Genomic DNA, 9,929 nt, shown 5'->3' with positions numbered 1-9,929 from the left:
GGCGAGGAGGTCAGGAGTGGGTGGCGAGATACCGCGCGGGATACTCGCCGCCGCCGTGGACGGCGAGATCCGCGCCGCTCACGTACGACGCCTGCGCGCTCGCCAGGAACAGGCAGGCGTCCGCGATGTCGGACGGCACCGCCATCCGCCCCATCGGCAGGGTCCGGGTGACGGCGGCGCCGCCGTCGTCACCGTAGACGGACGCCGCGCTCTCGGTGCGGATGAGACCCGTGGTGATGTGGTTGATGCGGACCTTCGGAGCCCACTCGAGCGCAAGCGCTTTCGTCAGAACCAGCAGGCCGGCCTTCGCGGCGCTGTACGCGGCGGTGCCGGGTTGCGGATCGTGGGCGGAGACGCTGCCGATGTTGACGATGGCACCGCCGTCGGACTGCTGTTGCATCACCGCGTTGGCGGCCTGGGCAACGGTGAAGGGCGCCAGCAGATTCAGCGCGACGATCTTCTCGACGAACCGCGGCGAGACGGTGGCCGCGTCGGCGTCGGGCGAACCACCCGCATTGTTGACGAGGACGTCGAGGCGGCCGAACCGCGCGACGGCCTCGTCGATCAGAGCGGCGGCGTCGGCATGGTCGCGGACGTCGGTCGCGCGGAACGCGGCGGTGCGCTCACCGCGCGCGGGCAGCGTGTCCGGTGCGGTCCGGCCGCACACGAGCACGTTCGCACCCGCGGCAAGAAACGATTCGGCGACGACGAAACCGATGCCCTTGGTTCCGCCGGTCACGACGACGGTGCGGCCACTGAAATCGAGAGGAGGGGGGATTGTCACGGGAAACCTTCGGAGTGAGGGAGCGCGAGGAGAACTGGCGCTCGAACGAGATCGGGTGAATCGGCACCAAGCCGAGAACAAGCAAATGCTTGGTTCGATAGTAGGGGAACGGGAGTGGACATGGGCAAACTCGACGGCAAGGTCGCGCTGATCACGGGTGCGGGTCAGGGGATCGGGCAGGGAATCGCCCTGGCCCTCGCCCGGGAGGGCGCGGCGATCGCCGTCGCCGGCCGGACCGAATCGAAACTGCACGGCACGTGCGAGCGACTCGCCGAACTCGGCGCCCGCGGCGAACCGGTGGTGTGCGACGTCAGCAGGCGCGCGGACATCGCGTCCGCCGTCGAGCGGACCGTGGACGTGTTCGGCGGCGTCGACATCCTGGTCAACAACGCCAACGACTGCACACCAGGACCGATCCTGTCGGTGATCGACGAGGAGTACGAGCGGTCCTTCGCGACGGGACCACTCGCGACGCTGCGCATGATGCAGTCGTGCCACCCGCACATGAAGGCGCGCGGTGGCGGAGTGATCGTCAACCTCGTCACGTCGGCGGCCGTGCGCTGGGACGCGAGCAACTACGGCGCCTACGGCTCGATCAAGGAGGGGATGCGTTCGCTGACCAGGTCGGCGGCGTGCGAGTGGGGCCGGGACGGCATCCGGGTGCTGTCCGTGGCCCCGCACGCCAAGAGTCCGGCCCTCGCGCGGTGGATGGAGCGGAACCCGGACGAGGCGGCGGAGTTCGTGGCGGGCATCCCGCTCGGACGCGTCGGCGACGCCGAAACCGACATCGGGCGCGCCGTCGTGTTCCTGGTGAGCGACGACGCCGGGTACCTCACCGGGGCCACCATCCCCCTGGACGGCGGGCAGTCCCGTTGGGGCTGACGGCGGGCAGTCCAGTTGGGGGTGACGGCGATGATCCGGGTCCCGCACAGCGGGAAGAGCTGCGGCCGCCGCCGTCGATGTGCACTAGTTTCGGCAGGATCGAATTACCGTAGCGAGAGGGCACCGTCGCGATGACGACCGTTGAAACACCACGCAGTTCGCGATCAGTAATGGTCACCGTGGCCGCTGTCGTGGAGGAGACGTCCGACGCCCGGTCGCTGGTGTTCGACGTCCCCGACGAGCGTCGGCACGAATTCGCCTACAAGCCCGGGCAGTTCCTGACGTTGCGCATCCCGAGCGACCGGACGGGATCCGTCGCCCGGTGCTACTCGCTGGCCAGTTCGCCATTCACCGACGACCTGCCGAAGGTGACGATCAAACGCACCGCAGGCGGCTACGGTTCGCACTGGTTGTGCGACAACGTCGGCGTCGGCGACCGCATCGAGGTCCTGCCTCCCGCGGGCGTGTTCACTCCGGCCAGCCTGGACGAAGACCTGATCCTGTTCGCCGCGGGCAGCGGAATCACTCCGGTGATGTCGATCCTCAAGTCGGCGCTCAGCGAAGGCAACGGGAAAGTCGTTCTGGTGTACGCGAACCGGGACGAGAAGTCGGTCATTTTCGCCGACGAGTTGCGGGAGCTCGCGGCCCGCCACGAACACCGGCTGACCGTAGTCCACTGGCTCGAGAGCGTGCAGGGCCTGCCGACACCGCGCCAGCTGGCGAATCTGTCGGACCGGTTCCGGGATCACCGCGCCTACCTGTGCGGACCGCGTCCCTTCATGGACGCGATCCACGAGTCGCTCGCACTCGCCGGCGTCCCGCGCGACCGGGTGCACGCCGAGGTGTTCACCTCCCTGTCCGGGGATCCGTTTGCAGAGGTTGTGGTCGAGGAACTGCCGGACACGGAAGCGGGAACGTCGACCGTCGAGTTGCAACTCGACGGCGAAGCTCACAGCCTGAGCTGGCCGCGCCAGGCGACACTGGTCGACGTCATGCTGTCGAAGGGCCTCGACGTCCCCTACTCGTGCCGCGAGGGCGAATGCGGTTCCTGCGCATGCACGGTGGTCCAGGGAGAGGTGGACATGGACAACGCGTCGATCCTCGATCCCGAGGACATCGCGAGCGGCTACATCCTCGCGTGCCAGGCCCGCCCCGTCAGCGAGCACGTGCGGATCGAGTTCTGATCGACGCCGGTATTACTTCTCCGTCTGCGCGGCCGCGGCGCGGGCATTGAGGTCGGCGAGGCGGATCGGGTAACGGGGTGGGCGATCGACGATCACCTCCCGGGTGACGGTGAGGTCGCGGTCGACGTGGAGCAGTTCGCCCGACTGCAGCGGCGTCCAGCCGGGGTCCTCGTCCATCTGCTCGCTGGCGACGACCACCGCCGGATGCTCGGCGAGATGCTCGGACCTGGCACGGATCCGGCCGGGGGTGCTCGCGTGCTGGAGGTGGCGACCACCGCTCGGACCGCCCACGCGCCGCTCGAGGAAAAGCAGGTCGTGGGTGTCCGGGTACCGTAGCGCCCACAGTTCGCCGGGTGTGGTCAGCAGGATGTTGAGCGCGTAGATCGGCACGTTGTCGGCCAGCCATCGGGCGGCCGAGGTGATGCCGGCGGTGACGTCGCCGCCGTTCCTGCCGATGTGACTGGTCACGAGGGCGAAGACGCGTTCGGAGTCGGTGTCGCCGTGAACGAGCGCGAGGTCGGGGCCCAGTTCCGCCTCGAGTTTCGGCAGGTCCTCGACCACGCCGTTGTGGGCGAAGACGCGACCGTCCTGGGCGAACGGATGGGTGTTCTGGGGAAGCAGGTCACCCGTGGTCGCGAAACGGATGTGCGCGACGAACGTGGCCGAATACCGATGCTTCGCCTCCTGCGCGAACTCCGTGTCCTCGTATGCGGCGAGCGGTTGCTTCTCCACCATCGGAGTTCCGTCCTCCGCGAACGTGCCGAGTCCGGTGCCGTCCGGCTCGCGGTGACTCTGCTGCGCCAGGCTGTCCGGGGCGTCCAGCAGCCAGAACGATGCGCGGACGCGATGAGGGGCGGCGGACAACCCGAACAATCGGCACATGATTTCCCTCTCGGATGGGGCGGATCAGCGGTAATCCGGGTTGGCGAAGTCGGGGCGGCAACCCGCGTCCCACTCCGAACGTTGATTTCCGTACGCGGGGAACCCGCCGGCCTTCTTCAACATCGCGGCGACGTGCATCAGGTTGTACGTCATGAACGTGGTGTTGCGGTTGGTGAAATCGTTCTCCGGGCCGCCCGACCCTTCGTCGAGATACGAGGGGCCCGGGCCGGCCTCACCGATCCATCCGGCGTCTGCCTGCGGTGGGATCACGTATCCGAGATGCTGGAGGCTGTAGAGGACGTTCATCGCGCAATGCTTGACACCGTCCTCGTTGCCGGTGATCAGGCAACCCCCGGCGCGCCCGTAGTAGGCGTACTGGCCGTGGTCGTTGAGAATCGACGAGCAACCGTACAGTCGCTCGATCACCTGCTTCGTGACGGAACCGTTGTCGCCGAGCCAGATCGGACCGGCCAGGACCAGGATGTCGGCGTCCAGCACCCGCTGAAACAGTCGGGGCCATTCGTCGCTCGGCCATCCGTGCTCGGTCATGTCCGGGTACACGCCGGTCGCGATGTCGTGGTCCACCGCCCGGATCTGGTCGACCGAGACCCCCTCCTGCTCCATCAGGCCGACACTGCGGTCGATCAGCCCCTGGGTGTTGCTCACTTCGGGAGACCGCTTCAGGGTGCAGTTGACGAACAGGGCACGCAGACCGCTGAAACGGGGGGTCCCGTCCTGCGGCGACGGATCGGTCATCAGTCCTCCCACGGAAAGAGTCCGGAAGTCCACGATATGCCGCGGCGGACCCTGTTCGTGGCAGAAGAGTCCGCCCSGTCCGGGGCGATCCCGGACCGGGCGGACCCGGGTGTTCTCAGCCCAGCGCGGAGATAGCCTTCGCGACGCCCTCGCCGTAGGCCGGGTCGCACTGGGTGCAGTTGTCGATGTGCCGCTGCACGACCTGCTGCGACGCGCCGTTGATGGCCCGCGCGGTGTTCTCGAACAACACCTGCTTCTGCTCGTCGCTCATGTTGTTGAACAACACGCGCGGCTGCGAGAAGTAATCGTCGTCGTCCTCGCGGAAGTTGAACCGGTCGGCGAACGCGCCCACGCCCTGCGCGGGATCGCGGTACCGGCTCTGCTCCTGCCACTTGCCGTAGCTGTTCGGCTCGTAGTGCAGGGTGCCACCGTTGTTGCCGTCGACCCGCATGGCACCGTCGCGGTGGAAGTTGCTCACCGGGCAACGGGCCGCGTTGACCGGGATCTGGTAGTTGTTCACACCGAGGCGGTAGCGCTGCGCGTCACCGTAGGAGAACAACCGGCCCTGGAGCATCTTGTCCGGGGAGAAGCTGATGCCGGGCACGACGTGCGCAGGGTTGAACGCTGCCTGTTCGACCTCGGCGAAGTAGTTGTCGGGGTTGCGGTTGAGTTCCCATTCGCCGACCTCGATGAGCGGGTAGTCGGCCTTCGGCCACACCTTCGTCAGGTCGAACGGGTGGTAGGGGACCGTGTCGGCGTCGGCCTCGGGCATGATCTGCACGCACAGCTTCCACTTCGGGAAATTGCCGGCCTCGATGGCGTCGAAGAGGTCCCGCTGGTGGCTCTCGCGGTCGGCGCCGACCAGGGCCTCGGCCTCGGCGTCGGTGAGGTTCTCGACACCCTGCTGCACGCGGTGGTGGAACTTCACCCAGAAGCGTTCGCCCTCGGCGTTGATGAAACTGAAGGTGTGCGAACCGAATCCGTGCATGTGCCGGTACGACGAGGGGATGCCGCGGTCACTCATCACGATGGTGACCTGGTGCAGCGACTCGGGCAGCGACGTCCAGAAGTCCCAATTGTTGTCGGGGCTGCGCAGATTCGTGCGGGGGTCACGCTTGACGGCGTGGTTGAGGTCGGGGAACTTCAGCGGGTCGCGGAAGAAGAAGACCGGGGTGTTGTTGCCGACGAGGTCCCAGTTGCCTTCTTCGGTATAGAACTTGACCGCGAAGCCGCGGATGTCGCGCTCGGCGTCGGCGGCGCCGCGTTCACCGGCGACGGTGGAGAAGCGGGCGAACAGCTCGGTCTTCTTGCCGACCTCGGAGAAGATGTTCGCGCTGGTGTACCGGGTGATGTCGTTCGTGACGGTGAACGTTCCGTACGCCCCGGAACCCTTGGCGTGCATGCGACGTTCCGGAATGACCTCGCGGTCGAAATGTGCGAGCTTCTCGAGGAACCAGACGTCCTGCAGCAACTGCGGCCCGCGTGGCCCGGCGGTCACGACGTTCTGGTTGTCGGGCACGGGTGCGCCTACGGCCGTGGTGAGCTTGTCGCTGGTGTTCGCAGTGGTCTCTCGGCTCACAGTGGATCCCTTCGTTGCTGGCTGTCGCTCTGGGTTTTCTGGAACTGACTGTCGAGCAAGAGGCTTCGCCGACGGGCAGTCGACGTGGCGGATCGAACCACACTCACGGCGTGCGACGTGGTGGTGGTCGCCTCCCGCCCTCGTGTGTTCACGGTCACACTGCACCACCGTTTCTTGAATTAGTCAAGAAAGCGCGGGCTAACTTTCGATCGGGGTCGCCGTCTCCAGCGCCGCAACCAGGAACTCTTCCGGAACATTCGGCCAGTCGGACTGCCAGCGGCCGGCCCGCCTGTCCTCGAGGAGAGCCGTCAGCGCGGGCACCATGCGCGGACCGCCGTCGATCAGATAGCGCACGAAGCCGATTCGTGCACACGTCGCGGCGACGGACGCCAGCACCGGCTTGGCCTCGTCGACCCGGCCCGCCGCGACCAGGCATGCGACGAGCAGGCGACTGGCCTGCATGGCCGCCCTCGGCCGGCTCTCCCGTTCGACCCGGCGCACCCATTCCTCGGCGCGGCGACACGCGACGTCGGGCTCGACGGCCGACTGCTTCCGGATCTCGGTGGCGTCGTCGAGCTGCGCGACGATCTCGGCGAAACCGAAATCGGGTACCCGGGTCGCCTTCCCGTCACCGGCCGCCGGCTGGGGTGACGCGGGCAGACCGAGCCGGACCCGCTCGTTCTCGACCCGGGCCCGCAGCCGCGGGAGTCCCAGCGACGCCGCCGCGGACGCACCCTCGTCGAGGTGGCGGGCAGCGGACGCAAGATCGCCACGACCCGCCTTCAGCCGCGCGCCCGTGACGAAGCGGGCGATCATGAAATCGACGATGCCGCCCTCGGGTCCGAGCTCGTAACTCTCGTCGAGGAGTTGTTCGGCCTCGTCGAGATGGCCCAGTTCGTACATCAGCTCGCCGAGGAGTGCGCCTGCGAGTCGTGCGGCATGCGAATGGGTACCTGCCGACTTCGTCGCGGTCTGCACAGCCAGCCGGAAGTTGTCCTCGGCCGCGGCGATGTCGAGTTGTTCCATCGCGGCGATGCCGGCGAAGCTGTACCCGTACATCGTGCTGAACGGTCCGACGGTCCGCTGGTGGTACCCGGTCGCCCACTCCTGCAGGCGGCGTGCCTCCACGAAATCGAATTGGGCGATCGCGACGGCGGATGCGAGATTCGACCCCGCCGAAACCACCCACGCGCGCAGGGTTTCCGGGCGGGCCAGGCATTCGGCGATGAGGTCGGGGACTCCGGCGATGCGATCGGACGACACCGCGATCACGGCACGGACGATGTCGGCCTCGACTCGGATGTCCGCCTGCTCGGTGTCGCTCAGCGTCGAGGTCTCGAGGGCCGACGCGACCAGCGACAGCGACCGCAGCGTCGGCGCCACCCGTTGCAGGAGGATGTTCGCCCACGCGACCGCGATCTGGATGCGGGGACTGGACTCGACCAGCGGCCGCGGCAACTTGTCGACGAGGCCGAGCAGCGCAACCATCCGCGAGTGCTCCACCAGATACATGCCCTGCTCCTCGACAACCGCGACGGCCACGTCGCGATCGCCCGCCGCCAACGCGTGATCCACTGCGTCGCTGACGTAGTGGTGGTCGGCGAACCAGTGCGCGGCCGCACGGTGCAGGTCCGCGATGCGCGACGGATGATCGCGTTCGAGGCGTCGGCGGAGGTACTCGGCGAACAGATGGTGGTACTCGAACCACTCCCGGTCCTCGTCGAGGCTGCGCAGGAACAGGTCGCGCGATTCGACCTGCTCGAGCAGGGCCTGACCGTGGGTCACGTTCGCCAGCACGCAGGCGAGGTCGCCGCACACCCGCTCGGTGACGGACGTGGCCAGCATGAAGTCGAGCAGCGCAGGCTCGAGCGTGCTGAGCACGTTCTCCGCCAGGTACTCGCCGATCGCGTGGTGCCGGCCCGACATGTGCCGGATGAGGTCGCCGGGATCGGTGCGATCACGCAGCGACAGCGACGCCAGTTGCAGCGCCGCCACCCACCCGTCCGTGGTCTCCTCCAGCGCTTCCACATCGGAGTCCTCCAGGTGCAGTCCACCGAGGTCGACCAGGAACCGCTGTGACTCGGTGATGTCGAAGCGCAAAGCAACGGAATCGATTTCGACGAGCTCGTCACGCACCCGCATCTTGGCCAGCGGAAGCCCTGCCTGGCTTCGGCTGCTCACCACCATCTGCAAGTGGTGGCAGCCGTTCTCCAGGATGAAGTCCATCGCGGCGATCGTGTCCGGCGACGTCACGCGATGCCAGTCGTCGATCATCACCACCACGTGACGCCTGCTGTCGTGGACCTGATTCACCAGCGAGGTCAGCACATACCGTTCCGCTTCGGCGCCGTTCTCGTCGAGCGCCTGCCCCAGCTCGTCCGCCAGGGTCGGCTCGGCCCGGCGGATCGCCTCGACGAGATGGGACAGGAACCACACGACGTTGTTGTCGTCGTTGTCCACCGTCAGCCAGGCGACGGCGGCGCCGTCCTCGATCAGCACGTCGCGCCACTGGGCCGCCACCGTGCTCTTCCCGAAGCCGGCGGGCGCGTGGATGAGCGTCAACCGCCTCCTCTGACCCATTCGGAGCAGATCCAGGAGGCGGGTGCGCTCCACCAGGGACCGCATCGGGGTCGGCGGCCGGAAGCGGGCCGCGGCGCTCGGCGGGGTGGCACCCGACCGCCGGCGGTAGCTGCGACTGTGCCCGGACGTCGAGGACTGCGTGGTCGGAGTCGACGTGTGCTCGGTGCGCGGAAACTCGTCGGCCGCGGCGGGGAGCGCCATCTCGTCGACATCGAGCCCGTGCCTGCGCTCGATGTCGCGGAGTTCCTGGCCGAATTCCGCGGCCGAAGCCGGGCGGTCGGTCGGTTCCTCGGCCATGGCGCGCTCGACGGCCGAGCACACGTCGTCGGGAATGTCCTCGCCCCGCAGGTCCGGAACGGGTTGCGTGGCGATACGGAGGAACTGCGCGACGAGCCGCTCCCCGCTCCGCCGCTCGAACGCGGCATGCCCGGTGAGCAGGCAGAACAGGGCGGCGCCCAAGCTGTACACGTCGGAGGCCGCGGACGGTGCGTCACCCCGGAGGACCTCCGGCGCCGTGAACGCGGGCGAACCGGTGATCATGCTCGACGTGGTCTCGAATCCGCCCGTGACCCGCGCGATGCCGAAGTCCGTGAGCTGCGGTTCGCCGTATCCGGTGAGCAGGATGTTGGCGGGTTTCACGTCGCGGTGCAGGGTGCCGAGCCGGTGCGCCGTCTCCAGAGCGCCCGCCAGCTTCACGCCGACGCGCAGCGTTTCACTCCACGGCAGCGGCCCTTCGCGGCGAATCCAGGCGTCCAGCGAATTGCGCGAGTGGTACGGCATCACGATGTACGGCCTGCCGCTGCGCGTCACCCCGGACTGCAGGATGTCGACCACGTGGGGATGCCCCGACAATTTTCCCATCGCACGCTGTTCCCGCAGGAAGCGTTCGCGGTCCTCGCCGTCCAGATCGGAGGACAGCACCTTGATCGCGACCGTGCGATCGAGCGCGGTCTGGAGGCAGCGGTAGACGACCCCGAACCCTCCCCGGCCGATCTCGCGGGCGTCGTCGAATCCTTCCGACGACAATTCCGCGACGATGTCGGTCACGACGATCCGCTTGGTAGCCTGCGGATCCGAGTCGGTCGGCCCGGAACTGCTTTCCGGGTGTCGTGGCACACTCAATGAAATCACCTTCTCGGTGCACTGACGCCAGCATATCGCGGTCGCACGACACAGAGAGCGGTGTTCGAGAACGAGTAGACCCGAGGAGAATTCGACGGTGACGGATACCGGTATTGCGGCAGCGGACACGAGCCTGGCCGAGCGGACCCTCGCCCAGCTC

General features: G+C 67.7%; 7 protein-coding genes. 2 read left to right on the top strand and 5 right to left on the bottom strand.

The annotated features are described in order from the left end of the window. Nucleotides 1-10: 10 nt before the first annotated feature. Entirely contained in the window at nucleotides 11-784 is a 774-nt protein-coding gene (locus AC1D1G_RS35690; protein WP_283331368.1) for an SDR family oxidoreductase, read from the bottom strand. Nucleotides 785-904: 120 nt separating this feature from the next. Here AC1D1G_RS35690 and AC1D1G_RS35685 point away from each other — a divergent pair, with 120 nt between their 5' ends. Beyond that, nucleotides 905-1,666, top strand: a complete 762-nt coding sequence (locus tag AC1D1G_RS35685) for an SDR family NAD(P)-dependent oxidoreductase (protein WP_283352456.1) — start codon at nucleotides 905-907, stop codon at nucleotides 1,664-1,666. A 131-nt stretch (nucleotides 1,667-1,797) separates the two neighbouring features. Further along, complete coding sequence (locus tag AC1D1G_RS35680) at nucleotides 1,798-2,850, top strand: ferredoxin--NADP reductase (protein ID WP_283352455.1); 1,053 nt, start codon at nucleotides 1,798-1,800, stop codon at nucleotides 2,848-2,850. A gap of 12 nt (nucleotides 2,851-2,862) precedes the next feature. Here AC1D1G_RS35680 and AC1D1G_RS35675 read toward each other — a convergent pair whose 3' ends face one another. From AC1D1G_RS35675 to AC1D1G_RS35660, 4 genes are all read right to left on the bottom strand, one after another. Next, nucleotides 2,863-3,732 carry a class II glutamine amidotransferase gene (locus AC1D1G_RS35675; protein WP_477955793.1) on the bottom strand — a complete coding sequence of 290 codons (870 nt, stop codon included), beginning with the start codon at nucleotides 3,730-3,732 and terminating at the stop codon, nucleotides 2,863-2,865. Between the two features lie 24 nt (nucleotides 3,733-3,756). Continuing rightward, nucleotides 3,757-4,488: a flavodoxin family protein gene (locus tag AC1D1G_RS35670; RefSeq protein ID WP_283352454.1), complete on the bottom strand. Its 732-nt coding sequence runs from the start codon at nucleotides 4,486-4,488 to the stop codon at nucleotides 3,757-3,759. Nucleotides 4,489-4,603: 115 nt separating this feature from the next. Then, nucleotides 4,604-6,067: a catalase gene (locus AC1D1G_RS35665; RefSeq protein WP_283352453.1), complete on the bottom strand. Its 1,464-nt coding sequence runs from the start codon at nucleotides 6,065-6,067 to the stop codon at nucleotides 4,604-4,606. A 198-nt stretch (nucleotides 6,068-6,265) separates the two neighbouring features. Continuing rightward, complete coding sequence (locus AC1D1G_RS35660) at nucleotides 6,266-9,763, bottom strand: serine/threonine-protein kinase (protein WP_283352499.1); 3,498 nt, start codon at nucleotides 9,761-9,763, stop codon at nucleotides 6,266-6,268. Between the last annotated feature and the right edge of the window lie 166 nt (nucleotides 9,764-9,929).

This window comes from Rhodococcus sp. P3_B8 (genome assembly GCF_056402775.1).
The sequence above is the reverse complement of the archived record's forward strand: the minus strand, read 5'-3'. Positions and strand labels throughout refer to the sequence as shown.